The following is a 24,957-nucleotide window of genomic DNA, read 5'->3' on the forward strand; positions in this document are numbered from 1 at the left end:
TAATTATTTGCCCTTAAACTTTGCCTCCCTCTTTTCAAGGAATGCGCTAACCCCTTCCTTTGCATCTTCAGTTGCGAAACATAAGCCAAATAGGTTGGATTCAAGTGCGCAGGCCTTTTCAAACGGCATTTCTTTTCCTTCCATAATTGCCTTTTTGCAGTAGTAAACTGCAATTGGTGAATTTTTCTGGATATCCTTTATTGATTTAATCGCTTCATCAACAAGGTTTTCTTCAACAATCCTATCAACAATTCCTATCTTTAAAGCCTCTTCGGCACTTACCATTCTTCCAGTCATGCAAATTTCCATAGCCTTGCTGTGCCCAATAAGCCTTGTAAGTCTTTGAGTGCCTGCATAACCCGGTATAAGCCCCAACTTAACCTCAGGTTGTCCAACCTTTGCATTGGGAGAAGCGTATCTAAATGTGCAGCTCATAGCAAGTTCAAGCCCTCCACCTAATGCAAAGCCGTTTATTGCCGCAATTGAAGGGAATGGCAAATCTTCAATCTTCTTGAAAATACTCTGACCCCATTCACTCTGCTTCCTTGCCTCTTCAGGTGTTTTCCCCTGAAATTCAGATATATCAGCCCCTGCAACAAAAGACTTCTCCCCTGCACCAGTAATTACAAGCCCTAATGTGTTTTCCTTTGTTTTAATAAAATCAATTGCCCTGTCAAGTTCGGTTAAAACAGTGTGGTTTAATGCGTTTAAAACCTTTGGCCTGTTTATTGTTAAGACAAAAATTCCGTCTCTTTCTTCAAGTAAAATAGTTTCAAACTCCATAACCCCTCCTTTAAATTTTGATTATTTTCATTATAACAAAACTTTTTTGCGTAAAATACAATATGTTAAAGCCTTTTTTACTTTTTTTAATTAAAAGGTAAAATATAAACGGTAAAAGTAATATACAGGGAGTTGAAATGGAATACAAACCGTCTTTTTTGTTTAGAAATGGATATATAAGCACAATTTACCCAACATACTTTAGAAAGGTTGAAGGAGTAAATTACAGAAGAGAAAAGATTGACACCTTTGACGATGACTTCCTTCTTCTTGACTGGTCTGAAGTAAGCGACAATAAAGATTACCTTGCAATAATCTCTCACGGCCTTGAAGGTAAGTCAGACAGGGCTTATGTCAGGGGAATGGCAAAGGCTTTTAACTCAATAGGGGTAAATGCACTTGCATGGAATTTCAGAGGTTGCGGCGGCGAGCCAAACAAAAAACCTCAAATGTACCACAGCTGCAAGATTGAGGATTTAGAGTGCGTTATAAAGCATGCAATAGAAAAGGGATATAAAAATATTGTCCTTGTCGGCTTTTCAATGGGCGGAAATTTAAGCCTTTACTATGCAGGAAAAATGGGGGACAAGATTTTGCCACAGGTAAAAGGGGTTATAGCCTTTTCAGTCCCCCTTGACATCAGAGATGTTTCAGAAACTCTTGCAAAGCCAAGAAACAAAATCTTTATGAAAAGGTTTTTGAAAATGCTTAGGGAAAAGATTGAGGTAAAATCAAAGATGTTTCCGAAAATTGTTTCCATTGAAGGATATGAAAAGATAAAGGATTTTAAAGACTTTGACGACAGGTACACAGCCCCCCTTCACGGATTTAAAAACGCATACCATTACTGGGAAACATGCTCATCAAAGCAATACCTTGAAAATATTAAAATCCCCACCCTAATTGTAAATGCCCAAAATGACCCATTTTTAGGTGATAAGTGCTATCCAGAAGAGGTTAAGAATAAGAATATTACCCTTCTTTACCCGAAATACGGGGGGCATGTTGGCTTTGTTTTAAAGAGAAAAGACGGCCTATACTGGTCTGAATTGACTGCAATAGATTTTTTCAAAGAGAAAATAAGGAAGTAGAAAAAAGGGAATAATCTGTGCTTTTTTACTTTAAAAATGAATTTAGGTCAACTTTTTTCAGGACGAGATAAGACAACCCAATACCCTTAACCTTTCTTTTGTTATATAATTAAACTATGAAAAGGATTGCTATTACAGGGTCAACAGGGTTTGTTGCATCTTACCTTATTCCGTTTTTGAAAGAAAAGGGGTATGAAATTATCCCTGTTGTGAGAGGGGATTTTGAGGATTTAAACAAACTTAAAGAAAAGCTTGAAAAAGCGGATATTGTGGTCAACCTTGCAGGTGCGCCTATTGTGAAAAGGTGGAGTAAAAGATATAAAAAGGAACTTTATTCAAGCAGGGTTGATTTAACAAAAAAGATTGTTGAAACCTTAAATGATTTGAACAAATTTCCTGAATGTTCTATCTCTGCATCTGCTGTTGGGGTTTATCCTGATTTTAAAGAGTGTACTGAAAATTGCACTGATTTAAGAGAGGATTTTTTAGGCAAACTTTGCAACGACTGGGAAGGTGAGGCTTTTAAGTTAAAGGGTAAATCAAGGGTTGTTGTTTTAAGGATAGGGGTTGTTATTGGCAAAAACGGGGGGATTATTAAAAAGGTATCCATTCCCTTTAAGCTTGGGTTAGGCGGGAAGTTGGGAAGCGGAAAGCAGGGGTTTTCCTGGATTCACATTGAGGATTTAATCAATGTAATACTCTTTGCTATTGAAAATAAAAAGGTTGAAGGGGTTGTAAATGCCGTCTCTCCTGAACCTGTCAACAATATTGAGTTTACAAAGACTCTTTCAAGGGTTTTAAAAAAGCTTGCAATTTTCCCTGTGCCCGCTTTTGCTTTAAGGCTTTTATTTGGCGAGGGGGCAGGTATTTTGCTTGAAGGGCAGAGGGTTATACCTGAAAAACTGATAAATTACGGCTTTGAGTTTAAATTCCCTGATTTAGAGTTGGCTTTAAAGCAGGTTTTTTCATGAGGGATTTTAAGTTTTATTCGCAGGCTTTCCTTGATTACCTTTTAAAAGAGAAGAATTACTCAATCAACACAATTATTGCATACAAGGAAGACCTTGAGTTGTTTGAGGATTTTTTAAACCTGTTTAACCTTAAAGTGGAAAATGTGGAAAAAGAAGATGTTAGAATGTTTGTTTCTTACCTTTCAAGGAAAAATTTTGAGAAGAATACAATTGCAAGAAAAATAAGCGCTTTAAAATCCTTTTTTTCTTTTTTGAAAAACAGGAAGTTTATTAAGAAAAATCCTGCTGCCCTTGTTTCTTCACCAAAGAGGGGAAAGGTATTGCCGTCTTTTATGACTGAAGAAGAGGTTGAGAAGCTTTTTGATTCCCTTCCTTCTCCTGATGACTTTAAGTCTGCAAGGGATGTTGCAATAATGGAGCTTTTCTATGCCACAGGCTTGAGGGTTTCTGAGTTAGCAAACTTAAAGATGAGGGATATTGATATTCAAAATCAGATTGTAAGGGTTTTTGGAAAGGGGGGTAAGGAGAGGATTGTCCCCTTTGGAATTCCTGCAAAAGAGGCTCTTTTAAGGTATTTTAAGTTTAGAAGAGAGCATTTAATTGAAAAGAAAAACCTTACTGAAGAGTTTGTTTTCCTCAATGTTAGAGACGGTAAGCACATTACAGATAGGGGGATAAAGTTTGTTGTAACTAATATGCTTAAAAAAATATCCTCAATGAAGAAGCTTTCAGTGCACTCTTTAAGGCACACATTTGCCACACATTTGCTGAATAAGGGGGCTGATTTAAGGGCTATTCAGGAGTTGTTGGGCCATGCTTCGTTATCCACAACTCAAAGATACACTCACCTTTCAATTGATAAGTTGATTGATATTTACAGAAACTCTCATCCGGACGAAAAGTGAAAAATTTAAGGTTTCTCCTTATTTACCAATAAATTTTTTATGCTAAAATGTTTTCAACAAAATAAATAAAAAGGGGTGTTAAGTGAAACTGACTCCATTTTTAAATGAAGAAAAGATTATAATTGATTTTAAAGCAAAAAATAAGCTCAATTTTTTTTCAAAGTGTGCTGATTTAATAGTCAAACACCACCCTGATTTTGACAGGGAAGAGGTGCTTGAACTTTTTTTAAAGAGGGAAGAGACAATGTCAACCGGTATTGGCAATGGTGTTGCTATTCCGCACATTGTTTACGGAAAGTGCAGGGCGCATGAGATTTATTTTTTCAAACTTGGTGACCCTATTGATTTTAATTCCCTTGACGGAAAGCCTGTAAGTTTGCTTTTTGTTGTAATAGGGAATGCGGCTAAAAGTAATCTGGTTCATTTGCAGATTCTTGCAAAGCTTGCAAGGTTGTTGAAGAAGGATGATTTTGTAAACAAATTGAAGAATGTTCAAAAACCTGAAGAAGTTATGGAGATAATTAGAGAGTATGAGTGATGCAAAGTTGCTTGTTTGTATAATTGAAAAAGAGGAAAAGCTTGAAGAGGTTTTAGAAGGCCTTGTTGAAATTGGGATAACAGGTGCTTCTATCCTTGATGTAAGGGGTATGTTTGAATTTCTTGCTGACGAAATCCCCATTTTTGCAGGTTTTAGAAACCTTATTGAAGACAAAAATCCCACAAATAAAATGATTATTTCAGTAATTAAAGACGACAATTTGCTGAAAGAGGCTATGGATACAATAGAAGAGATTTACGGCTCTTTCTCTAACCCCAACACAGGTATTATGTTTTCTCTCAATATAGGAAATTTAAGAGGATTGAAGTTGTAAATGCTTTCTGAAATTTTAATAGTATGTGCAATAATTCTCTCCTATTTTGGAATTGGTTTTGTATTTAACAAAAGGAGAATGTCTCCTTTTTTAGGGCTTGAGTTTCTTTTAATTGGGATTCTCTTTTCCCTGTTAGATATTGAAAAAAACAGTTTTTTGCCTATACTCCCTCCATTTTTAGGGGCATTCGGACTATTAATGGGGGTTCAGGTTAAAGCAAAGGATTTGAAAGGTTTAAGCAGGGATTTTTATGTTAAGGTTTTTTCCTATTCCCTAATCGTCTTTTTCTTTCTTTTTATTGTTTTTGTCTCCTTTTTTTCAAAAGGGGAAGCTGCGGTTTTAGCGTCTATTTTCACTTTGGGAAGTTATAAGGTAATGGCAACATTTATCCCTGATAGAAAGAAAGAAGACAGGGAAAAGCTTTTTTTTGCTGCTTTTTTGCCTTTTGTTTGTATTTTAATTTACTTTTTTTCCAATTTTGTAAACTTTAATCCTTCCGTCACAAAGTGGTTTTTCCTGCTTTTGTTTTTATTTGCAGTACTTTCAAGGCTTGTTTTTGCAGTGTTTGAAGGGGAGTCCCTGTTGGTTTTAGGTTTAATAGGCATTATCCTTTTCTTTTCTGAACTGGCATATATTAAGGGGGTTTCTCCGTTTCTTTCAATGTTTTTCCTTGGCTTTTATCTTGCAAATTACTGCAAAAAAGGTGATGAGTTATTTTCAATTTTAATTAGCGATGAAAAGCAGCTTTACACCATTTTCCTTATTTTTTTAGGTTTTGTATCAGGGCTTAAATTTAACTTGCCTGTTTTTAAAATTGGCTTTGTGATTTTTGTTGCAGTAGTCCTTGTTAAGTTCCTGTTTTTTCTGTTAAAAAAAGAGTCTTTTGTGCTTTACCTTTCCCCAGGCGCATTTGGGGTGGTTTTGCTTTCAGATTGCTGGCTTATTTCAGGGCATAAACAGGGAGATTTAATTTTGTCTTCATCAATTGTGGTAGTCGTTCTTTTGCAGGTTTTTTCAATGCTTTACTTAAAGAGGGTTTATGCGGGAAAAGATTAAGATCTTTAAAGTGCTTGCAGTTTTAATTGTTTTTTCAATTTGCTTTTACTACTTTAAGGAAGCAAAGGAGGTCTTTTACTTCTCAGACATTGTTTCCCCTTACTTTTCTTTGGGTTTTCTTATAATTTCTGCCTTGCTTTTAGGGGTTGTTGCAAATGAGTTGGGGCTTCCCTCTCTTACAGGCTATTTAATTGCAGGAATGGTTTTCGGGCCTCAGGTTTTTAATTTTATTAACAATAGCGATATAAAAACCCTTGAATTGATAAATTCAATTGCTTTAAGTTTTATAGCTATTTCAGCAGGGGGGGAGTTAAAATTAGAAAGCCTGAAGAAAAATGTAAAACCGATTGGTTATATTACAGTAATTCAATCAATCTTTGTGCTTGCGGGAATTTTTGTTATATTTTATTCCTTAGGCAGAGCTGGGTTTTTGATAAAAAATATGAATTCTACATCATTGCTCTTTTTCTCTATTTTTTTAGGGGTTATTGCAGTTGCAAAGTCTCCTGCTTCAACAATAGCCATAATTAACGAATATAAGGCAAAGGGGACATTTACCGATATTGTTCTTGGGATAACAATGATAAAGGATGTGGTTGTGCTTTTAATGTTTTCTGTTGCATTTGCTTTTGCAAGAAATGCAATTAGCGGGGTTGAACTTTCGGCAAAATTCTTTCTATCAATTTTTTCTCACATTTTTATCTCCGGTGTTGCAGGGGTGATTTTCGGTTTTTTAATGATTGTTTTTTTCAAGTATGTTGCAAAGGAGATAGGAATATTTGTTGTGCTTGCATCTTTTATCTCTTATAAATTTGCATCAATTGTCGGGCTTGAAAATATGTTTATGTGTATGGTTGCAGGGTTTGTTGTTCAGAACTTTTCAAAGCAGGGCTCTGTTTTGATTGATGCAATTGAGGGAAGCCACCTCCCTGTTTATGTGATTTTCTTTTCAATTGCAGGTGCTGGGCTTGATTTTTCTTCCCTTAAATCGTACTGGGTAATTGTCCTATTGTTTGTTGTTTTAAGGCTAATTTTGATTTACTGGACGACATACTTTGGTGCTGCTGTTTCTAAAACAGTTGAAAGTGTGAAAAAATACGCATGGACAGGGTTTATTACAAATGCAGGGCTTACTTTAAGTATGGTAATCCTTATTGATAAGGAGTTTAAAGATTTTGGCTCAATTCTTAAAGCAATTGTTATTTCTGTAATTGCTGTAAATCAAATTATTGGCCCCATACTATTTAAAATAGGTATTGAAAAATCAGGGGAAGCAACAAAGTTGAATCAGTAGAGCATTAGTTTTAAGGCCATTATTGTAATTGCTATCAGAATAAGGGCTTTAATATACTTCTCGCCTTTTTCAACTGCAAGTTTTGCCCCTAAATAACCGCCTATCCCCTGCCCTGTTGCAACAACAGCGGCAACAGACCAGTTAATCTTTCCCTTGTATGCAAATATAGCAATTGCAACAATTGTGTATGTGGCAATAATAAAGGTTTTTACAGCATTTGTTTTTACTAAGTCGTAACCTGTGGCAAGCTTTATCCCGGCAATAAGCAACAGCCCCACTCCAGCCTGAATAAATCCGCCGTAAAAGCCAATTAGAAGGAAGATAAAAAAAACAATTGGATAGCTTTTGATTTTGTAGTTAAACCTTTTCTTTTTATTGTTTGAGAAAATTGAAACAATGACGAAAATTATCATAAAAATTGAAATTATTTTCTTAAATTGATTGTCAGGCAAAATACTTGAATAGTATGCACCTATTATGCTTCCTAAAATAGCGGGGATTACAAGTTTAATATTTGTTTCAAAATCCCATACATTCCTTTTTTTAAATGAGTAAACCCCAAGCCAGTTTTGAATAAGCAGTGAGATTCTGTTTGTGCCGTTTGCCACTGTTGGGGGGAGGCCGTAAAAGATTAAAAGCGGAAGCATAACGAATGAACCGCCTGCCGCAGATATGTTAAATATTCCAGCCACTATTGCCACAAGGAAAAGCAAAAATAAAGTCATCCTACCCTCAAATATTTTTTAAGCGTCTCACTTCAAAATACTCTTTTTTATAGCATAAAAAAAGGGAGCGATAAATCTTTACAAAAAAGTAATATTTATGATATAAAAGTATTTAGAAGGATTTATTGGAGGTTTTTATGGCTTTAATAATAGATTTTATTCAAAATTTTGCCAGAGAATTTATATACCTTACCCTTGAAATGGGTATTTATCTCTTAATTGGTTTTCTTGTTGCAGGAATAATTCACGCTTTTTTGCCTGATGGCTTTGTATCAAAACATGTGGGTAAAAAAGGGTTCTGGTCTTCTTTTAAATCTGCTATGTTTGGAGTTCCCCTTCCTTTATGTTCTTGCGGAGTTGTCCCTACAGCACTTTCCCTTAAAAAATCAAAAGCATCAAACGGGGCTGTGGTTTCTTTTCTTATTTCTACTCCCCAAACTGGAATTGACAGTATTGCGGCAACATACAGCCTTTTAGGAAGTGCCTTTGCTTTTTTCAGGGTTATTGTTGCATTTATTACAGGGGTAATTGGTGGTTTTATAACTGATTTGTTTGTTAGAGGGGAAGAATATAACCCTGAAATAGTAGAAGAGAATCCATGCGGGTGTGGCTCAGAAGAAACCTCATGCTGTTCTACTGAGAATCATATTGCAGATGATGCTTGCGGTTGCGAAGAGGATAATTGTGAATGTGAGGAAGACAGCTGCGGTTGCAATAGTGAAAATGATAAATCGCATTACACTTTTTTAGAAAAGGTTAAAGAGGTTTTTAGATACGGTTTTGGTGAATTGCTTGAATCAATTGCAAAGTGGCTTGTTCTTGGCCTGGTGATTGGTGCTTTGATTTCTGTAATTGTGCCTGATAACTTTTTTTCTCTATACCTTTCAAATAGGTTTTTAACCTATCTTTTAATACTCGCAGTTTCAGTGCCTGTCTATATTTGTGCAACAGGCTCTATTCCAATAGCCAGCTCTTTGATTTTAAAAGGGGTGAGCCCTGGCGCAGCATTTGTTTTTCTAATGGCAGGGCCTGCCACAAACTCAGTTACTTTTACCGTGCTTTTAAAAACAATAGGGAAAAAATCAACCTTAATTTACATTTTTACAATTATAATGGGTGCTGTTGTTGGCGGATTGATAATTGATTTTTACTTTATTGATTTAATGCTGAGGCAGATTGCCGCAAACCATTCAGCGCAGACTATGTCAATTGTCAAAATTGTTGGTGGGATAATTTTTGCTATTTTGCTGATTTTTGCATTGATTCCGAAAAAGAAAGACTCATGCGGTTGCGAGGTTGATTTAGAAGAAGAAAGGCTTGAACAAAAATTTGAGCCTAAGGTTTTCAAAGTAAAAGGGATGACATGTAATCACTGTAAAATAAATGTTTCAAGAATTGTGGAAAGTATTAAGGGGATAAAAAACTACTCTATAAACCTTGAGGCAGGTGAACTTGTTGTTGAGGGTGAATTTGATTTGACAGTTTTGAAAGAGTCTCTTGAAGAATATGGGTATTCAATAAAATAATATCGGCTTGACTGAATTTTGCTTTCAATTCTTGCATGGCAGGTATTGCAAATTTCATATTTTAATGAAATAAAGTATTTTGAACATATTAAGCATTTCTTTATAAAAAGGGTTACCATAACCCCTGTAATACCGTAAATAAAGATAATTGCGGATAAAATCACCCCTATAATGTTTATTTCAGTTTGAGTGGTGAAATAGGAGAGTGAAAAAAGAATTAAAGAGAGTGAGATGTTGATTCCATAATAGTTTAACTTAAGTCTTCTCATAAGCTACTCCTGACTTTAATTTTTAAAAAATTAGTAAAAAAGTAAAGGGACAAATTCGGACAAATTGCGACATTTTGCATTTTTCCCCTTCCATTTGTTAAATTAACGGTTTTTTATGATTAAAATGACAAAATAAAAAAATTGCGGGAGAACAATTTGGAGAATAAAGCCCAAAAGTCTTTGTTTCCTCGTTTGCTTTTTCTTTTTTTTAATATAAAATTCATTTGTGAAGCTATTTTTGATGGTTTTAGGGTTTACAATTTTGATTGAAGGGTGCATGCCTTTTTTTACACCTAAATTGTACAAAAAATTCACTGCTGAGATTTCTCAGGCAGATGAGAAAATATTGCGTATATTGGGTTTTGTTGCAATTATTATAGGTCTTTTAATTCTATACTATGCTAAGGGGAGGCTATGAGAGAGGTTGTTTTAACAGGAAATGATTTAAATTTGAGAGATTTAATAGATATTGGGTTTAAAAAAGCAAAGGTTGTTTTAAGCAAAGAGGCAAGGGAAAAGGTGAAAAGAGGAAGGGCTGTTGTTGATAAGATTGTTGAAGAAAACAGGGTTGTCTATGGGGTTACAACAGGTTTTGGTCAGTTTGCAAGTGTTGTTATCCCTCAAAAGGATGTGGAAGAGTTGCAGTACAACCTTATTCGCTCCCATGCCGCTGGCGTTGGAGATTACCTGCCGGAAGAAATAGCAAGGATGCTAATGGCTTTAAGGGCAAATGTGCTTGCAAAGGGAAGAAGCGGTATATCTCTTGAAACACTTGAACTTTTAATTGAAATGATAAATAGAGGGGTATATCCCTTAATCCCTGAAAAAGGCTCTGTCGGTGCAAGTGGAGATTTGGCACCTTTGGCTCACCTTGCTCTTGTTCTCATAGGAGAAGGTAAAGCAAGAATTGAAGATGTTGAGGGTACAGGAGAAGAGATTTTAAAAATTGTGGGATTAAAACCTGTGAGATTGAGGGCAAAAGAGGGGCTTGCACTAATAAACGGCACTCAGGTTATGACAGCAATAGGAGCACTTGCACTGTACAAAGCAAAGAATTTGATTAAACACGCAGATTTAATAGGTGCGTTGTCTTTAGAGGCATTAAAGGGAACAAAGACAGCATTTGACGAGAGGATTCACAGAGAGAGGCTTTACAAGGGACAGAGGGATAGCGCAAAAAACTTATGGAATTTGCTTCAGGATAGCGAGATTATGGAATCACATAAAAACTGCGGGAAGGTGCAGGATGCATACTCATTAAGGTGTATGCCTCAGGTTCACGGCCCAGTAAGGGATACTGTTGAATATGTTGAGAAGATGCTTGAAATTGAAATGAATTCTGCAACCGACAACCCAATGGTTTTTGAAGAACAGAATGAATTGATTTCAGGGGGAAATTTTCACGGAGAATCTGTTGCCTTTTTAATGGATTTTTTAAAGATTGCGGTTGCTGAACTTGGAAACATAAGCGAAAGAAGAATTGAAAGGCTTGTAAATCCAGCATTAAGCGAACTTCCTGCATTTTTGGTTGAACAGGGGGGATTAAACTCAGGCTTTATGCTTGCCCATGTAACTGCAGCAGCACTTGTATCTGAAAACAAGGTTTTGTGCCACCCTGCAAGCGTTGATTCAATTCCAACCTCTGCAAACAAGGAAGACCATGTTTCAATGGGAACAATTGCTGCGAGAAAGGCTTTAGAAGTTGTTAACAATGTTGAAAATATTTTGTCAATTGAGTTGATGGCTGCGTGCCAGGGGCTTGAGTTTTTAAAGCCTTTAAAACCTGCAAAAGCCTTAATCCCTGTTTATCAAAAGGTAAGGGAAAACATTGCGCCGTGGGATAAGGACAGGTATATGGCAGATGACATAGAAAAGGCAAGGAAACTTGTTGAAAGCCGTGCGCTTTTAGATATTGTTGAAAAACAAATTGGAAAATTAAATTAAGGGGGATAGTATGACAAGAATAATCCATCCGCCGACAGGCACAAAGTTAACTTGTAAAAACTGGCAGATAGAGGCTGCATACAGAATGATTCAGCACAACCTTGACCCTGACAATGCAGAAAAGCCGGAAGAGTTAATCGTTTACGGGGGAACAGGAAAGGCTGCAAGAAATTGGGAATGCTTTGACGCAATTTTAAGAAGCCTTGAATCTTTAAATCCCGACGAAACCTTGCTTGTTCAAAGTGGTAAACCTGTAGGTATTGCTAAAACCCACGAAGATGCACCAAGGGTTTTAATTGCCAACTCAAACCTTGTGCCTAACTGGGCAAACTGGGATTACTTCCACGAGTTAGAGAAAAAAGGTTTAATTATGTACGGCCAGATGACAGCAGGCTCGTGGATTTACATAGGCACTCAGGGTATTTTGCAGGGTACTTATGAAACCTTTGCAGCCGCTGCAAAGAAGCACTTTAACTCAGACTTAACAGGGAAATTTGTTTTAACCGCAGGGTTAGGCGGAATGGGTGGAGCACAGCCTTTGGCTGCAACATTTAACGGTGCTGCATGCCTTGTTGTTGAGGTTGACCCACACAGGATTAAAAGGAGACTTGAAACAGCATACCTTGACGAAATGGAAACAGATTTAGATAAAGCACTTGAAAAGGTTTTAAAGGCTAAGGAAGAAAAAAGACCCCTTTCTGTTGGATTGTTGGGAAATGCTGCAGATATTTTTCCTGAACTTTTAAAGAGGGGAATTATCCCTGATGTTGTTACAGACCAGACTTCAGCCCACGATGAATTAAACGGCTATGTGCCGGCAGGTATTCCCTATGAAGAAGCACTTGAATTGAGAGAAAAAGACCCGAAAAAGTACATAGAGATGTCCTATGAGTCAATGTACAAACACTGTGAGGCAATGGTTGGTTTTCAGAAAAAAGGCTCTGTTGTTTTTGACTATGGAAACAACTTAAGGGGACAGGCATATAAGGCTGGTTTGAAAGATGCATTTGCATTTCCAGGATTTGTTCCAGCATACATAAGACCTCTTTTTTGCGAAGGTAAAGGCCCTTTCAGATGGGTTGCATTAAGCGGAGACCCTGAAGATATTTATACAACTGACAGGGAACTTTTAAAACTATTTCCTGAAAATGAACAGTTAAAACGCTGGATTGAAATGGCACAAAAGAAGGTAAAATTTCAGGCACTTCCTGCAAGGATTTGCTGGTTAGGGTACGGAGAAAGGGATAAAGCAGGCTTATTGTTCAACGATTTGGTTAAATCAGGCAAGGTTAAAGCACCAATTGTAATTGGAAGAGACCACCTTGACACTGGAAGCGTTGCCTCACCTTACAGGGAAACAGAGTCAATGAAAGACGGCTCAGACGCAATTGCAGACTGGCCTATTTTAAACGCTTTGTTAAACACTGCATCAGGTGCAACATGGGTTTCATTCCACCATGGAGGCGGGGTTGGAATAGGTTACTCTCTCCATGCAGGACAGGTAATAGTTGCAGATGGTACCGATGCTGCTGCAAGAAGGCTTGAAAGGGTTTTGACCAACGACCCGTTAACAGGGATTTTCAGGCATGTTGATGCAGGGTATGAGGAGGCAATAGAGGTTGCAAAGAAAAAGGGTTGCAAAATACCTATGATGAAATAAAATGAATACTTGCGCTTGAATAAGCAGCGTGGATAAACATAAAACGGAGGAAATATGGAGAATTACAAAGTTAAAGACATAAACCTTGCAGAGCAGGGAAGGAAAAAGATTGATTGGGCAGAATCAAGAATGCCTGTTTTAATGTATTTAAGGGATAAGTACAGCAAGACCCAGCCTTTAAAGGGCTATAAAATTGCAGGTTGCCTACATGTTACAAAGGAGACTGCTGTTTTAGTTGAAACTTTAAGGGCAGCAGGTGCTGAAGTTGCCTGGAGTGGATGCAACCCACTTTCAACACAGGACGATGTTGCGGCAGCCCTTGCAGCAAACGGAATTTCAATCTATGCTTGGCATGGAATGAATGTTGAGGAGTTTTACTGGGCAATTGATAAAACCCTTGAAATAGACCCGAATTTAACACTTGATGACGGTGCAGACTTAATATTCACCATTCACAATAAACACCCTGAAAAGGCTAAGAATGTAATCGGTGGCACAGAGGAGACAACAACAGGTGTTCATAGGTTAAGGGCTATGGCAAAGGCTGGGAAACTATTGTATCCGGTTTTTGCTGTAAACGATGCTGAAACAAAGTGGGATTTTGACAATGTTTACGGCACTGGCCAATCCACAATTGACGGGATTTTAAGGGCAACCAATGTTTTAATTGCAGGCAAAACAGTTGTTGTTGCAGGTTACGGCCACTGCGGGAAGGGCGTTGCAATGAGGGCTAAAGGCCTTGGTGCAAATGTAATTGTAACCGAGGTAAAACCCACAGCCGCTTTAAAGGCAACCTTGGAGGGCTTCAGGGTAATGCCTATGGATGAGGCTGCAAAACTTGGCGATATATTTGTTACAGCGACAGGGGTTAAAGACATAATTGTTAAGAGGCACTTTGAATCAATGAAAGACGGTGCAATTGTCTGCAATACAGGCCATTACGACTGTGAAATAAATATTCCAGACCTTGAAAGCCTTGCAGTTGATAAAAAAGAAATCAGGCCAAACAATGAAATGTACACTTTAAAAGACGGAAGAAGGATTTTTCTCCTTGCAAAGGGAAGACTGGTTAACCTTGCTTCTGCTGAAGGCCACCCATCAGAGGTTATGGATATGTCATTTGCAAACCAGTTTCTTGCAATGATAAGGCTTACTGAAACAGGAAAAGACCTTGAAAACAATGTTTACCTCCTTCCGGAAGAGCAGGATCAGGAGATTGCAAGAATCAAGCTTGAAACTATGGGATTTAAGATTGATGAATTAACCCCTGAGCAGATTGAGTATATAAACGATTACTCACAGGGAACTTAATTTTAATTTTTTCTTTGAATTTTTTGCTAACTGTGGTATAAAGTTAAGGCTAAAAAATTACGACGAAGGAGAACGCCATGTCAAGAGTTTGTGAAATATGCGGCAAAAAGCCAATGGTTGGAAACAATGTTTCCCATGCACATAACTTAACAAAGAGAAGATTTCTTCCGAATATTCAGAAAATAAGAGTTGTTGACGAAAACGGAAATGTAAGAAGAATGAAGGTTTGCACATCCTGCATCCAGGCAGGCAAGGTTAAAAAGCCTATCTAAGAAGTCTAAAACTAAATTAGATACAAGGCGGGATTTATCCCGCCTTTTTTATTTTCTATTTAAAATTTCATCAAAATTTTTTTAATCCCTTTAAATTTATCAGAGTTGATTTTTTAAATTATATGCTTTCCTGTTTTTAAAAATTAAAAGGATTGAAAACTTTTTAATTTGTTGCAATAAGCAGGGATTTAATAGAATTTGCTTTTTTAAATTTCTCTTAAGTTTTATTTTTTTTGTTGACAGTGAGGAAAAAAGAAGTAAAAATAAAAACCAAACAGTCGGTTTTTAAACTAATTGGTTGGTTTTTTGAAAAAAATTGTTGAAGAATTTTCCTCAATATTGTTTTTTGGAGGTTTTATGGGGTAAATAAAGCAATTCAATCAATAAGAATTCCTCAAATTGTTGAGGCAGCGTCGCAGATTATTGCCGAAAAGGGGATAAAGGAAACCACCCTTGATGCTGTTGCTAAAAAGGCAGGGCTTTCAAAGGGTGGGCTTATCCATTATTTCCCCACTAAAAAGGCTTTGATTGAAACGGTTGTAAAAGAGTTTTTTAACAGGATTTTCCAGAAGGGAAAGGAGTTGAGGGATTCCCTTCAAGACCCTTATGAGCAGTTAACTTCATTTGTCTGGATATACGATAGGGAAGACCCGGATTATTTCACAGGTTACAGAATGTTTTTTGAGATTATGGCAATAGCCTCTATGGATGAAGGTTATAGAGAGGTTTTTCATCAATGGGTTAACGGCTGGGTTGAGTTGCTTGAAGCCTCAATTGAAAAAGGGATTAAAAGCGGTGATTTCAAGGTTAAAGATGCAAAAGAGGCAGCAAAGACAATTTCTGCGGTCTATCAGGGGGTTGCTTCAAGGTGGTTTTTAGACCCTGACAATCATTCTGATGAATGGGCAAAGGAAACGGTTAAAAACCTTATTAAATTTATTGTCTCAAAAGATTAAAAACAGGGAGGGGATATGTCGGTTTTTGAATCAACAGAAAAGATGTATGAGGTTTTAGGTGAATTGTTTGAAACATTGCTTGCCCATGAAACTGTTGGGGAGAAGTTTAAACAGCAGAATGTAACCATCAGGTTTATTATGAGTGAACCTAAGGGGGAAATATGGCTTTTGCCTGAAGGCAAAGTTTTTTGTGGAGTGCCTGAGGGAAGGAAGGAAGACATCTCTATGACATTAAGCGGGGATACTGCCCATAAATTCTGGTTAAAGCAGATTACAATGCCTGTTGCCCTTGCAAAGGGTTTGATTAAGGCAAAGGGACCTCTCCCAAAGGTTTTAAAGTTATTGCCCCTTCTTAACCCTGCTTACGAGGCTTACCCTGAAATTGCAAAAAAACACGGATTGCAGATTTAGGGGGAGTTATGGCAAAGGAAAGGCCTATTAAGCAGTTTGAAATGGATAGAAAAGAGGCTGCACGGATAGCCGCAAGGCTTCTCCTTGCATCAGGCACCACAAGCCCGAGGGTTGGCGGTGTTGGAGAGTGCACCTTTCACATTATAGAGGATGAGTGCGATATTGAGGATATATGCAAAAAGGTTGAGGAGATTGCAGAGAATAATGAGGCCTGGAATTTTTTTGAAAGAGATGCGGAGATGATGAGGGATGCTGACGCTTTGATAATTATAACCTCTCTCCGCTCTTTAACCGACCCGTCTGATATTAACTGCAATATGTGCGGGTATTTAACCTGTGAGTATATGGAAGAAAGGGAGAAGTTGAATAAAGAAGACAAATCAGTTGCCTTTACAGGCCCTTTATGCACATTCAGGGCTGCAAATGTGGCCTATGCTTTAAACGGGGTTATCTCCCTTGCAAGGGAACTTGGGATAGATTTTGGAGTTTTCTGGTCTGCTGGCCTTGCTGCTTTAAGAATGGGGCTTTTGCCTAAAACAACAGGCTTTGCTGTTGGGGTGGCAATAAGCATAACTGAAAAATCTCCATTCAGGGATATCCCCCTTGATTATCACAAATATAATGACAGGACTATGAGGGACAGGATTATTAGCAGGCTGTGGCCTCAATTTCGTTCAATCTATTCTTAAGGGGGCGCTTATGGCAAAGAAAGATTTGCAAGAGCTTGTAAAAGCAGGGCTTGAAAGGGCTGTTGAATTAATGGCGCTGGCTGCAAATAATGCATGGCACTTTGGAGGGAAACACTCACTTGAAATTGTTATGCTTGACGATGAAGAGTTGGAAGAGATGGCAAATTATGCCCTCTCCCTCGGGGATATGTCTCCCCTTGCTGCAAGGGATGGCAGGTTTGCCCTGGAGTTGATGAAAGAGCCTTACGCTGTTTTGATTTTAGGAGACAATAGAAAGTCTCCTTTTAATTACAATTGCGGTGCGTGTGGATTTAGAACATGCGCTGAATTGAATAAGGCTGAAACTGTTGAATCTTTAACATCAAATGGACCTGCCTGTATTTTTAAAACATTGAATTTAAATATGGCTGCAAATGCTGCCGCTGCAATGGCCTGGAGATTGGGGCTTCATTGCAGGGTGTTTTCCACCCTTGCCTTTGCTGCCAAGGCTTTAGGCTATATTGAATCAGACATAGTTGTTGGGGTTGCTGTTAGCGCAGCAAAGCAAGACCCATTCTTTGACAGGCACAGATACTGGACAAAGGAAGAATGGGAAAAGATTTTTAACCGAGAATTTCCAACATTTAACAGGGGATTTATAGGGGCTGTGGAGGAATAATGCTATGGCAAAATCTCATTTAAATCAGGTTATAACCTCTCATTTGATTGAGTATCAGGCAGACAGATTCCCTGAAAAAGAGATACTTGTTTTTGAAAGGGGGGAATACGGAGAAGATGTTTTTACCTATGGTAATTTGCATATAAAAGGAAACAGGCTTGCAAGGTATTTGGTTGAGAAGGGGATTAAAGAAGGGGATACTGTTGCTGTTTTTATGTACAACAGGCCTGAAACAGTATTCTCCTTTATTGCAACTTCAACCATAGGGGCTATTGCCGTGCCTATTGACCCTCGTTCAAGGGGGGAGAGACTTGAATACTTTTTCAATTTCACAGAGGCAAAGGGGATTATTCTTTCAGGGGAAACTCTAAATGCCTTTAACGAAGTGAAAGATAGGATAAAAAACTTAAATTTTGTTGCCTATGCCCCTCAAAGAGATTTTCCTGTGGAAATTGAAAATGATTACGACAATTTAGGTGAAATACTGGAAGAAAACTTGCCTGTTGTTGAACAAAAGATTTTTGATGTAAACAAAATAGCGCAGATTATCTTTACTTCCGGCACAACCGGAAATCCCAAAGGGGTTATTATAAGGCATCAGAGAATAGGGCTTTACAATATATTAAGGCAACTTGCCTGGAAGTATAAAAAAGATGATGTGCTTTATACAGGCCTTTCCCTTTCCCACGCAAATGCTCAGGCTGTCACACTATTTCCCGCACTTTACGGAGGGATAAAGGCTGTGTTTTCCCCTAAATTTACAAAGTCAAGAATATGGGATATTTGCAGAAAGTACAATTGCACAACCTTTTCTCTTTTAGGTGGAATGGCTGCCGGGATTTTCAACGAGCCTGAAAGGGAAGATGATTCAGACAACCCTGTTAAAGTTGTTGTAAGTGCTGGAATGCCAAAGGCAATATGGAGGGCATTTGAAGAAAGGTTTAATGTTAAGGTTCACGAATGGTACGGCTCTGCTGAAGGCGGTTTTGCACATAACCCACCGGGCAAAGGCCCTATAGGGAGTTTTGGAAAGCCCCTTCCTGGTATTATGGAGTTTAAGGTTGTTGATGAAAATGGAAACAAATTAGGGCCAAACAAGATTGGGGAATTGATAATAAGGAATTTGCGGGGAGAGACAAAGGTTGAGTATTTAAAAAACCCTGAAGCATCGGCACAAAAGGTTAGAAATGGCTGGATGTACACTGGAGATATGGTTCATTACGATGAAAAAGGCTGGTTTTACTTTGATTTTAGAAAGGGGACAGAGTTAAGAAGGGCTGGAGATTTTGTTCAGCCTGAATACCTTGAGGCTGTAATAGGAAGGCACAAAGACATTTCAGAGGTTTGTGTAATCGGGATTCCTGCGGAAAGTGGTGCTCCCGGGGAAAGCGATATAGTTGCTGTAATAAAGTTGTTTGATGGTGTTTCTCCTGATGCTGAAGCAATTTTTGAATACTGCAAACAAAACCTTGAATCAAACTTTATGCCGCTTTACTTGTGGTTTGTTGATGAAATTCCTAAAACACCATCGGAAAAATTTTTAAAGAGGGTGCTTGTTGAGAGATTTAGCCCTGATTTAAACGAGGTTTACAGGAAAAATTAGGAGGGGTCATGTCATATCTTGAATTGAATATAGATTTGACAGAAGAGCAGGAGGTGTTAAAGAAAGAGGTTCACAAATTTGCTGTTGAGGTTTTAAGGCCTGCGGCTATAAAACTTGACAAAATGACACCTGAAGAGGTTATTGCAGAAAACTCAATTTACTGGGATGTAATGAAAAAAATGTATGAATTAGGCTATCACACAGTACACACCCCTGATGAATATGGGGGAATGGCGCTTGACCCGATTTCTCAGCACATTTTCTGGGAAGAATTGGCGTATGGAAGTGTTGGTTTTGCCGTTTCTTTAGGGGTAAGTTTATTTGCTCCCTTTATGGCGTCAATGCTTGCAGACGATTTTATTGTGGAAAAAATTATAAAGCCGTTTGCTTCCTGTAAAGACGCCTCAATTGTTGGATGCTGGGCAATAACAGAGCCAAATCACGGAAGCGATACCTTGACTCCGGGGATGGAGCATTTTAGAAATCCAGATGTTATTCAGGAGGTAAAGGCTGTTAAAAAGGGGGATAGGTGGGTGTTAAACGGTCAGAAGTCTGCATGGGTTTCAAATGGGCCAATTGCAACGCAGGCATTGCTATTTGTGAATATTGATAAATCAATGGGAATGGCTGGGGGAGGAATCTGTATCTGTGATTTAACCCAGAAGGGTGTTCAAAAGGGTAAGCCTCTTGACAAATTGGGGCAGAGGGAATTGCCACAGGGGGAGATTTACTTTGAAGATGCAGAAGTGCCAGAAGAGTTGATGATTGTTGACCCTGAGAGTTATGAGGTAATGACTGAGATTGTAATTGCTGAAGCCAACATGCACATGGGGGCATTTTTCACCGGCCTGGCACAGGCAGCGTACGACCTTGCGTTACAGTATGCAACAGAGAGAAAGCAGGGAGGAAGGTATCTCATAGAGCATCAGGATATTAAGAAAAAACTTTTCCACATGTTTACAAAGGTTGAAACTGCAAGGGCATACTCCCGTGCAGTTATGAATTACAATTTAAACTTTGCACCACCTGTTGCAAAGTTTAGCCTCTCTTCAAAGGTTTATTGCACCCAGGCTGCTTTTGAGGTTTGCAATGACGCTATACAGATTTTCGGAGGTTACGGCTTAACAAAAGAGTATGAGATTGAAAAGTTATTCAGGGACGCAAGGGCAGGGTTAATTGAAGATGGTTCAAACGATACCCTTGCAATAAGCGGGGGAAATATGATTGCAAAGGAGGTATTTTAGTGGACGCTTATATTATTGGAAGCGGAATGATAAAGTTTGGAAAATACCCAGATAAAACTGTAAGAACAATGGCAATTGAGGCTATTCAATTTGCTTTAGATGACGCTGGTTTAGACAAAAAGGATATTGAATACGCATTTTTTTCAAATACTTTCTGGGGGATGTTTTCAAATCAGCACTCAATTAAGGGTGAGGTTGTTTTTCGCTCTTTTGGGATAGGTGATATCCCTGTTGTGAATGTTGAAAACGCCTGTGCAGGTGCGTCAACCGCCTTACACATGGCGTATCTCACTGTCTTAAGCGGTGCATGTGATGTGGCAATTGCAGTAGGTTCTGAAAAAATCACATCAGAGGATAAAATGAAATCCCTTTCTGTCTATGCCTCATGTATGGATATGGAAAACTTTAAAACCCACATGAAAGAGGTTTTAATGCTTCAGCAGACATTTAAAAACCTTGTTATACCTCATGAGGCGCAAAACCTTAACAAAGGCCGTTCAGTTTTTATGGATGTTTACGCTGTGGGGGCAAGGTGGCACATGGATAGATACGGCTCAACTCAAAAACAACTTGCGGTTATTGCTGCAAAAAACCACTGGCATTCTTCAATGAATCCCCTTGCCCAGTATCAAATTCCTATGACTCCTGAAATGGTTTTAAACGATGAAGTTGTTGTTTGGCCTTTGACACGCTCAATGTGTGCCCCTGTTGGAGACGGGGCTGCTGCGGCAATTGTTGTTTCTGAAAGGTTTTTAAAAAAGCATGGAAAACAGAGGGCAATTAGAATTTGTGCCTCAGTTTTAGGGCAGGGAAGGGATAGAAATATAGATGACGAAGATTTAGGCAAGAGGTTGGGCAAAAAGGCGTATGAAAAAGCAGGAATTAGCCCTGAAGACATTGATGTTGCCGAACTTCACGACGCAACAGCATACGGAGAGTTGCATCAAAGCGAAAATTTAGGCTTCTGTAAGGAGGGAGAAGGTGGGATTATTGCAGAGAGGGGAGAAACAAAATTAGGGGGGAGAATCCCTATAAATACAAGCGGGGGGCTTGAATCAAGGGGGCATCCAATTGGTGCAAGCGGATTAGCGCAGATTCACGAGATTGTCTTGCAGTTAAGGGGAGAGGCAGGGAAAAGGCAGGTTGAAAATGCAAAAATTGGGCTTGCTCAAAATGGAGGAGGAAACATAGGGCTTGAAGAGGCTGTAATGGGAATAACAATTCTGGAGAAGGCGTAATGAAAACAATTCTTATTACAGGTGTTTCTTCAGGAATTGGAAGGGCAACAGCAAAACTCTTTCTTGAAAATAACTGGAGGGTTGTGGGGCTTGATATTAGCCCCTCTCCTTCAGATTTAAAGGATAAAATTCTTTTTTTTCAATGCAATGTGGTAAATAGAGGGGAAGTTTTAAAGGTTTTTAAGGCATTAAGAAGAGAGAATATTTTTATTGACGCATTGTTTAGTTCAGCAGGGATTTTGAGGATGGGTAAGTTTGAAGAGATTGATTTGAAAGAACATATAGCGGAGATTGACATAAACTTTAAGGGAGTTGTAAATTGTATTTTTATTTTTAAGCCTTTGTTGAAGAGAGGGAGTGCTATTGTTAATATGTCTTCCCTTTCAGCATTGTATGGCACTCCTGAACTTGCTGTTTATTCTGCAACAAAGAGTGCTGTAAAGTCTTTAACTGAAAGTTTGAATATAGAGTTTGAAAAGTATGGGGTTTATGTTTGCGATGTAATTGTTGACTATGTTAAAACCCCTATGGTTTTAAATGCAAAAAATATTGCAACAAGCGTAAGAAGGTTGGGAGTAACAATTACCCCTGAAAAGGTGGCAAACACAGTTTTTTATGCTGTAGACAAAGGCAAAAGGGTTCACCATTATGTTGGATTAAAAGCAAAGGCATTAAACTTCCTTGCTAAACTTTTTCCTTTTATGTCGCGCTTTTTAGCAAGGTTGCTCGCGTTTAAGTGAATGATTGTTAATTGTAGATTTTTTTATGCTTTTTGAGTATTCACAAAAAGCGTGTATCCGAGAAATTATGTTGTTTTATCCATTGCTTTCCAGGGATACACGCCTTTGGTGATATTAAATAATTACAAAGTGCTGGAATTTTTTGTAAACTTTAACTCTTTGCAAGTTTTTATTATTTTATTTTTAAATCAAATCTGTCAAGATTCATAACCTTGTCCCATGCTTTAATAAAGTCATTAACAAATTTTTCTTTTGCGTCGTCAGATGCATAGACTTCCGATACAGCCCTTAATTCGTCGTGGTGTCCGAAAATCAGGTCTGTCCTTGTTGCTTTCCACTTTAATTCCCCGCTTTTTCTATCATAGCCGTCAAATGTGTAACGGTAATCGTCAGCTGCTTTCCATTCAATTCCCATATCAAGCAAATTGATAAAGAAGTCGTTAGTGAGAGTTTCAGGTTTATTGGTTAAAATCCCGTATTTTTGGTATTTGTAAACAGCTCCTAAAACCCTTAACCCGCCTATTAAAATCACGGTTTCCGGGACTGTCAAAGTTAAAAGATTTGCCTTGTCTACTAAGAAGTACTCAGGTGTTGTGTAAATATCTTCTTCGGAAAACCTCTCCGGATATTTTAGATAATTTCTAAACCCGTCTGCGTACGGCTCAATGGCCTTGTAAAATCCTACTTCTATCTGTTCCTGATTGGCGTCAACCCTGCCAGGGGTGAAGGGAACATTAACTTCAAAGCCCGCTTTTTTGGCTGCTAATTCTATTGCGCCGCACCCGCCTAAAACTATTAAATCTGCTATTGATACCCTTTTTTTGTATCCAGCTTTCTTTTGTTCTTGATTAAATTCTGTTTGAATTCTTTCGTAAATAGAAATAATTTGTGACAATTTGTCAGGGTGATTTACTTCCCATTCATTTAAAGGATAAAGCCTGATTCTTGCTCCGTTTGCCCCGCCTCTTCTATCAGAGTTTCTAAAAGTAGATGCTGAAGACCATGCGGTATAAACAAGTTGAGAAATGTTTAACCCTGAATTCAGGATTTTTTCTTTTAATTTTTTTATATCTTTTTCCTCGATGGATTCAAAATCTTTTTCAGGAAGAGGGTCCTGCCAGATAGAGGTTTCTTCGGGAACATATTTTCCTATGTAGCATGTTTTAGGTCCCATATCCCTGTGGGTTAATTTGAACCATGCTTTAGCAAAAGCCTTTTCAAACTCTTCCGGTTTTTCAAGAAACCTTCTGGCTATTTTTGCATATTCTTCGTCATACCTTAAAGCAAGGTCGGCAGTGAGCATTCTTGGTTTGTGTTTTTTGTTTGGGTCATGTGCATCTGGAATAATTTCAGGAGCATCCTTGGCTACCCACTGGGCTTTTCCCGCAGGGCTGGTCTCTATTTCCCACTCATATTCAAACATAAACTTAAGATAGGGTATTCCGAACCTTGTAGGGGTAGATGACCATGTTAATTCAAACCCTGAAGTAAAGGTGTCTGAGCCTTTGCCGCTTTTATGTTTAAACTTCCAGCCTAACCCCTGCTGCTCTATTGGTGAGAAACTCGGGTCGGGACCAAGTTTGTTTTCGGATGCTGCACCATGGCATTTTCCGAATGCGTGCCCTCCTGCAATTAAGGCAACAGTGTCTTCGTCGTTCATGCCCATTCTTGCAAAAGACATTCTTATCTCTTTTGCAGATGCTTTTGGATCTGGTACTCCTCCAGGACCCGCCGGATTAACATAGATTAAGCCCATTTCTGTTGCTGCATAGGGTTTGTCAAGCAACCCTTCATTCATTCTTTCGGAAGTAAGCATCTCTTCTTCAGGTCCCCAATCAGGGCTCTCATCCGGTTCAAAGATGTCTTCCCTGCCTAATGCAAAGCCATAAATTTTGACTCCCATGTCTTCAAGTGCAACTGTTCCTGCTAAAATTATTAAATCAGCCCATGAAAGCTTTTTTCCGTATTTTTTCTTAATCGGCCACAGCAATCTGAGTGCTTTGTCAAGCCCTATGTTGTCAGGCCAATTTATTCTTGGGGGGAATCTTAAACTGCCGTCTTTTGCCCCGCCTCTACCGTCATACATTCTATAACTTCCAGCACTATGCCACGCAAGTCTGATAAAGAGAGGTCCGTAATGTCCAAAATCTGCAGGCCACCAATCCTGTGATTTTCTCATTAATTCTTTTAAATCTTTTATTACCGCATCAATATCAAGAGTTTTAACTTCTTTTAAATAGTTGTAATCAATGCCGTATGGATTGGAATTTGGACAATCCTGTCTAAGGATTTTAAGGTTTAGCCTATTAGGCCACCAGTCTGTAATCCATCTCTTTCTTGAATTTTTTTCTTTCATATAACACCTCCTGTTAATAATATAGTCTAAAAATTTTATTAGTCAATAAATTTTTTTATCTAAAAATTTTTATCTTTTAAAATAGAGACTTTGTCTGTTTTCCGAGGTGTAACTTTTAAGTCTGATAAAAAAGATTTCAGGCAAAGAGATGGTTTTTTCTAATATTAGTAAAGCTTGTTTTTGAATAATTATTTTGCCCCAACTTTCCTGGCTTTCAAGCCAATTTAAGCATTGATTATATTTTCCCCTTTTTGTAAAAATAAGAGTTATTTGTTAATAATATGTTGCAAAGGCTAAAAAAAGTCAAACTTATTTTTATAGAAAAAAGAAAAAGAAGAAGATTTTTAATAAGAAAGAAACTTTCTTCTCCTGTAAAAGCCGTT

25 protein-coding genes and 1 pseudogene are annotated in these 24,957 nt (G+C 38.1%); 22 read left to right on the plus strand and 4 right to left on the minus strand.

Annotated features, from left to right (window positions below):
• Window positions 1-3: 3 nt before the first annotated feature.
• Window positions 4-783: an enoyl-CoA hydratase-related protein gene (locus tag TTHT_RS10410; protein ID WP_201327918.1), complete on the minus strand. Its 780-nt coding sequence runs from the start codon at window positions 781-783 to the stop codon at window positions 4-6.
• Between the two features lie 137 nt (window positions 784-920).
• Between TTHT_RS10410 and TTHT_RS10415 the strand changes: the two genes are divergently transcribed.
• The 7 genes from TTHT_RS10415 (at window position 921) to TTHT_RS10445 (ending at window position 6,972) form a co-directional block, all read left to right on the plus strand.
• The gene (locus TTHT_RS10415; RefSeq protein ID WP_201327919.1) at window positions 921-1,874 is read left to right on the plus strand and encodes a YheT family hydrolase; all 954 of its coding nucleotides are present in this window, start codon (window positions 921-923) and stop codon (window positions 1,872-1,874) included.
• 116 nt (window positions 1,875-1,990) lie between these two features.
• Window positions 1,991-2,845, plus strand: coding sequence for a TIGR01777 family oxidoreductase (locus TTHT_RS10420; RefSeq protein WP_201327920.1), 855 nt, complete (start codon window positions 1,991-1,993; stop codon window positions 2,843-2,845).
• On the plus strand, window positions 2,842-3,750 hold the full coding sequence (xerC, locus tag TTHT_RS10425) for a tyrosine recombinase XerC (RefSeq protein WP_201327921.1): 909 nt from the start codon (window positions 2,842-2,844) through the stop codon (window positions 3,748-3,750). The genes TTHT_RS10420 and xerC overlap by 4 nt, the downstream gene beginning before the upstream one ends.
• Before the next feature lie 82 nt (window positions 3,751-3,832).
• Entirely contained in the window at window positions 3,833-4,288 is a 456-nt protein-coding gene (locus TTHT_RS10430) for a PTS sugar transporter subunit IIA (protein ID WP_201327922.1), read from the plus strand.
• On the plus strand, window positions 4,281-4,622 hold the full coding sequence (locus TTHT_RS10435) for a P-II family nitrogen regulator (RefSeq protein WP_201327923.1): 342 nt from the start codon (window positions 4,281-4,283) through the stop codon (window positions 4,620-4,622). The genes TTHT_RS10430 and TTHT_RS10435 overlap by 8 nt, the downstream gene beginning before the upstream one ends.
• Window positions 4,623-5,678: a hypothetical protein gene (locus TTHT_RS10440; protein WP_201327924.1), complete on the plus strand. Its 1,056-nt coding sequence runs from the start codon at window positions 4,623-4,625 to the stop codon at window positions 5,676-5,678.
• Window positions 5,662-6,972, plus strand: coding sequence for a cation:proton antiporter (locus tag TTHT_RS10445; protein WP_201327925.1), 1,311 nt, complete (start codon window positions 5,662-5,664; stop codon window positions 6,970-6,972). The genes TTHT_RS10440 and TTHT_RS10445 overlap by 17 nt, the downstream gene beginning before the upstream one ends.
• Here TTHT_RS10445 and TTHT_RS10450 read toward each other — a convergent pair.
• Window positions 6,966-7,697, minus strand: a complete 732-nt coding sequence (locus TTHT_RS10450; RefSeq protein ID WP_201327926.1) for a sulfite exporter TauE/SafE family protein — start codon at window positions 7,695-7,697, stop codon at window positions 6,966-6,968. The two genes, TTHT_RS10445 and TTHT_RS10450, sit on opposite strands and share 7 nt — an antisense overlap.
• Window positions 7,698-7,834: 137 nt before the next feature.
• Here TTHT_RS10450 and TTHT_RS10455 point away from each other — a divergent pair, with 137 nt between their 5' ends.
• Window positions 7,835-9,223 (plus strand): SO_0444 family Cu/Zn efflux transporter, encoded by a 1,389-nt coding sequence (locus TTHT_RS10455; protein WP_201327927.1) that lies wholly within the window; start codon window positions 7,835-7,837, stop codon window positions 9,221-9,223.
• Here TTHT_RS10455 and TTHT_RS10460 read toward each other — a convergent pair.
• Window positions 9,121-9,492: a hypothetical protein gene (locus tag TTHT_RS10460; RefSeq protein ID WP_201327928.1), complete on the minus strand. Its 372-nt coding sequence runs from the start codon at window positions 9,490-9,492 to the stop codon at window positions 9,121-9,123. The genes TTHT_RS10455 and TTHT_RS10460 overlap by 103 nt on opposite strands.
• Before the next feature lie 241 nt (window positions 9,493-9,733).
• Between TTHT_RS10460 and TTHT_RS11065 the strand changes: the two genes are divergently transcribed.
• The 14 genes and pseudogenes from TTHT_RS11065 to TTHT_RS10530 all read left to right on the plus strand — a co-directional run bounded on the left by TTHT_RS11065 (window position 9,734) and on the right by TTHT_RS10530 (window position 22,218).
• On the plus strand, window positions 9,734-9,910 hold the full coding sequence (locus tag TTHT_RS11065; protein ID WP_201327929.1) for a DUF2065 domain-containing protein: 177 nt from the start codon (window positions 9,734-9,736) through the stop codon (window positions 9,908-9,910).
• Window positions 9,907-11,436, plus strand: a complete 1,530-nt coding sequence (gene hutH / locus TTHT_RS10470) for a histidine ammonia-lyase (protein ID WP_201327930.1) — start codon at window positions 9,907-9,909, stop codon at window positions 11,434-11,436. Before TTHT_RS11065 ends, hutH begins: the two co-directional genes overlap by 4 nt.
• Before the next feature lie 10 nt (window positions 11,437-11,446).
• Window positions 11,447-13,096 carry a urocanate hydratase gene (hutU, locus tag TTHT_RS10475; protein ID WP_201327931.1) on the plus strand — a complete coding sequence of 550 codons (1,650 nt, stop codon included), beginning with the start codon at window positions 11,447-11,449 and terminating at the stop codon, window positions 13,094-13,096.
• Window positions 13,097-13,150: 54 nt separating this feature from the next.
• On the plus strand, window positions 13,151-14,407 hold the full coding sequence (locus tag TTHT_RS10480; protein WP_201327932.1) for an adenosylhomocysteinase: 1,257 nt from the start codon (window positions 13,151-13,153) through the stop codon (window positions 14,405-14,407).
• Between the two features lie 77 nt (window positions 14,408-14,484).
• Window positions 14,485-14,679 (plus strand): 50S ribosomal protein L28, encoded by a 195-nt coding sequence (gene rpmB, locus TTHT_RS10485; RefSeq protein WP_201327933.1) that lies wholly within the window; start codon window positions 14,485-14,487, stop codon window positions 14,677-14,679.
• Between the two features lie 398 nt (window positions 14,680-15,077).
• A pseudogene (locus TTHT_RS11070) lies at window positions 15,078-15,200 on the plus strand (TetR/AcrR family transcriptional regulator); the annotation flags it as partial.
• 3 nt (window positions 15,201-15,203) lie between these two features.
• Window positions 15,204-15,635 carry a TetR family transcriptional regulator C-terminal domain-containing protein gene (locus TTHT_RS10495; RefSeq protein ID WP_201327934.1) on the plus strand — a complete coding sequence of 144 codons (432 nt, stop codon included), beginning with the start codon at window positions 15,204-15,206 and terminating at the stop codon, window positions 15,633-15,635.
• A 15-nt stretch (window positions 15,636-15,650) separates the two neighbouring features.
• Window positions 15,651-16,046 carry a hypothetical protein gene (locus TTHT_RS10500; RefSeq protein ID WP_201327935.1) on the plus strand — a complete coding sequence of 132 codons (396 nt, stop codon included), beginning with the start codon at window positions 15,651-15,653 and terminating at the stop codon, window positions 16,044-16,046.
• A gap of 8 nt (window positions 16,047-16,054) precedes the next feature.
• Window positions 16,055-16,735: a DUF2148 domain-containing protein gene (locus tag TTHT_RS10505; RefSeq protein ID WP_201327936.1), complete on the plus strand. Its 681-nt coding sequence runs from the start codon at window positions 16,055-16,057 to the stop codon at window positions 16,733-16,735.
• A 10-nt stretch (window positions 16,736-16,745) separates the two neighbouring features.
• Window positions 16,746-17,393: a DUF2148 domain-containing protein gene (locus TTHT_RS10510; protein WP_201327937.1), complete on the plus strand. Its 648-nt coding sequence runs from the start codon at window positions 16,746-16,748 to the stop codon at window positions 17,391-17,393.
• Window positions 17,394-17,397: 4 nt separating this feature from the next.
• Complete coding sequence (locus TTHT_RS10515) at window positions 17,398-18,996, plus strand: class I adenylate-forming enzyme family protein (protein WP_201327938.1); 1,599 nt, start codon at window positions 17,398-17,400, stop codon at window positions 18,994-18,996.
• Between the two features lie 8 nt (window positions 18,997-19,004).
• On the plus strand, window positions 19,005-20,240 hold the full coding sequence (locus TTHT_RS10520; RefSeq protein ID WP_201327939.1) for an acyl-CoA dehydrogenase family protein: 1,236 nt from the start codon (window positions 19,005-19,007) through the stop codon (window positions 20,238-20,240).
• Complete coding sequence (locus TTHT_RS10525) at window positions 20,234-21,478, plus strand: thiolase family protein (RefSeq protein ID WP_408033920.1); 1,245 nt, start codon at window positions 20,234-20,236, stop codon at window positions 21,476-21,478. Before TTHT_RS10520 ends, TTHT_RS10525 begins: the two co-directional genes overlap by 7 nt.
• The gene (locus tag TTHT_RS10530) at window positions 21,478-22,218 is read left to right on the plus strand and encodes an SDR family NAD(P)-dependent oxidoreductase (protein ID WP_201327941.1); all 741 of its coding nucleotides are present in this window, start codon (window positions 21,478-21,480) and stop codon (window positions 22,216-22,218) included. The genes TTHT_RS10525 and TTHT_RS10530 overlap by 1 nt, the downstream gene beginning before the upstream one ends.
• Before the next feature lie 172 nt (window positions 22,219-22,390).
• Here TTHT_RS10530 and katG read toward each other — a convergent pair whose 3' ends face one another.
• The gene (gene katG, locus TTHT_RS10535; protein WP_201327942.1) at window positions 22,391-24,574 is read right to left on the minus strand and encodes a catalase/peroxidase HPI; all 2,184 of its coding nucleotides are present in this window, start codon (window positions 24,572-24,574) and stop codon (window positions 22,391-22,393) included.
• Window positions 24,575-24,957 lie beyond the last annotated feature (383 nt).

It is taken from the genome of Thermotomaculum hydrothermale, assembly GCF_016592575.1.
GTDB lineage: Bacteria > Acidobacteriota > Holophagae > Thermotomaculales > Thermotomaculaceae > Thermotomaculum > Thermotomaculum hydrothermale.

Coding starts and splice junctions, on each gene's coding strand:
- TTHT_RS10410 (WP_201327918.1), bottom strand. CDS start 783: ATGGAGTTTGAAACTATTTTACTTGAAGAAAGAGACGGAATTTTTGTC.
- TTHT_RS10415 (WP_201327919.1), top strand. CDS start 921: ATGGAATACAAACCGTCTTTTTTGTTTAGAAATGGATATATAAGCACA.
- TTHT_RS10420 (WP_201327920.1), top strand. CDS start 1,991: ATGAAAAGGATTGCTATTACAGGGTCAACAGGGTTTGTTGCATCTTAC.
- xerC (WP_201327921.1), top strand. CDS start 2,842: ATGAGGGATTTTAAGTTTTATTCGCAGGCTTTCCTTGATTACCTTTTA.
- TTHT_RS10435 (WP_201327923.1), top strand. CDS start 4,281: ATGAGTGATGCAAAGTTGCTTGTTTGTATAATTGAAAAAGAGGAAAAG.
- TTHT_RS10440 (WP_201327924.1), top strand. CDS start 4,623: ATGCTTTCTGAAATTTTAATAGTATGTGCAATAATTCTCTCCTATTTT.
- TTHT_RS10445 (WP_201327925.1), top strand. CDS start 5,662: ATGCGGGAAAAGATTAAGATCTTTAAAGTGCTTGCAGTTTTAATTGTT.
- TTHT_RS10450 (WP_201327926.1), bottom strand. CDS start 7,697: ATGACTTTATTTTTGCTTTTCCTTGTGGCAATAGTGGCTGGAATATTT.
- TTHT_RS10455 (WP_201327927.1), top strand. CDS start 7,835: ATGGCTTTAATAATAGATTTTATTCAAAATTTTGCCAGAGAATTTATA.
- TTHT_RS10460 (WP_201327928.1), bottom strand. CDS start 9,492: ATGAGAAGACTTAAGTTAAACTATTATGGAATCAACATCTCACTCTCT.
- TTHT_RS11065 (WP_201327929.1), top strand. CDS start 9,734: ATGGTTTTAGGGTTTACAATTTTGATTGAAGGGTGCATGCCTTTTTTT.
- hutH (WP_201327930.1), top strand. CDS start 9,907: ATGAGAGAGGTTGTTTTAACAGGAAATGATTTAAATTTGAGAGATTTA.
- hutU (WP_201327931.1), top strand. CDS start 11,447: ATGACAAGAATAATCCATCCGCCGACAGGCACAAAGTTAACTTGTAAA.
- TTHT_RS10480 (WP_201327932.1), top strand. CDS start 13,151: ATGGAGAATTACAAAGTTAAAGACATAAACCTTGCAGAGCAGGGAAGG.
- rpmB (WP_201327933.1), top strand. CDS start 14,485: ATGTCAAGAGTTTGTGAAATATGCGGCAAAAAGCCAATGGTTGGAAAC.
- TTHT_RS10500 (WP_201327935.1), top strand. CDS start 15,651: ATGTCGGTTTTTGAATCAACAGAAAAGATGTATGAGGTTTTAGGTGAA.
- TTHT_RS10505 (WP_201327936.1), top strand. CDS start 16,055: ATGGCAAAGGAAAGGCCTATTAAGCAGTTTGAAATGGATAGAAAAGAG.
- TTHT_RS10510 (WP_201327937.1), top strand. CDS start 16,746: ATGGCAAAGAAAGATTTGCAAGAGCTTGTAAAAGCAGGGCTTGAAAGG.
- TTHT_RS10515 (WP_201327938.1), top strand. CDS start 17,398: ATGGCAAAATCTCATTTAAATCAGGTTATAACCTCTCATTTGATTGAG.
- TTHT_RS10520 (WP_201327939.1), top strand. CDS start 19,005: ATGTCATATCTTGAATTGAATATAGATTTGACAGAAGAGCAGGAGGTG.
- TTHT_RS10530 (WP_201327941.1), top strand. CDS start 21,478: ATGAAAACAATTCTTATTACAGGTGTTTCTTCAGGAATTGGAAGGGCA.
- katG (WP_201327942.1), bottom strand. CDS start 24,574: ATGAAAGAAAAAAATTCAAGAAAGAGATGGATTACAGACTGGTGGCCT.